The sequence below is a fragment of the uncultured Photobacterium sp. genome, from assembly GCF_947502415.1.
In the GTDB taxonomy this organism is placed as follows: Bacteria; Pseudomonadota; Gammaproteobacteria; order Enterobacterales; family Vibrionaceae; genus Photobacterium.
The window spans coordinates 1-209 of record NZ_CANMZV010000151.1 but is presented as its reverse complement, the minus strand read 5'-3'; the positions used below and the strand labels follow the sequence as shown (position 1 = coordinate 209).

At 48.8% G+C, this 209-nt stretch carries 2 tRNA genes; both read left to right on the top strand.

Annotated elements, in window-relative coordinates:
• Window position 1 precedes the first annotated feature (1 nt).
• Window positions 2-77: transfer RNA gene (locus Q0852_RS23900), tRNA-Thr, on the top strand.
• A gap of 56 nt (window positions 78-133) precedes the next feature.
• Window positions 134-209, top strand: a tRNA-Phe gene (locus tag Q0852_RS23895).

Genomic DNA, 209 nt, shown 5'->3' with positions numbered 1-209 from the left:
TGCCGACTTAGCTCAGTAGGTAGAGCAACTGACTTGTAATCAGTAGGTCACCAGTTCGACTCCGGTAGTCGGCACCATTTCTTCTCTTGCTATTGCAAGAAAGCAAAGTAGAGACTTAACCATCTTTACTTCTGCCTCGATAGCTCAGTCGGTAGAGCAGAGGATTGAAAATCCTCGTGTCGGTGGTTCGATTCCGCCTCGAGGCACCA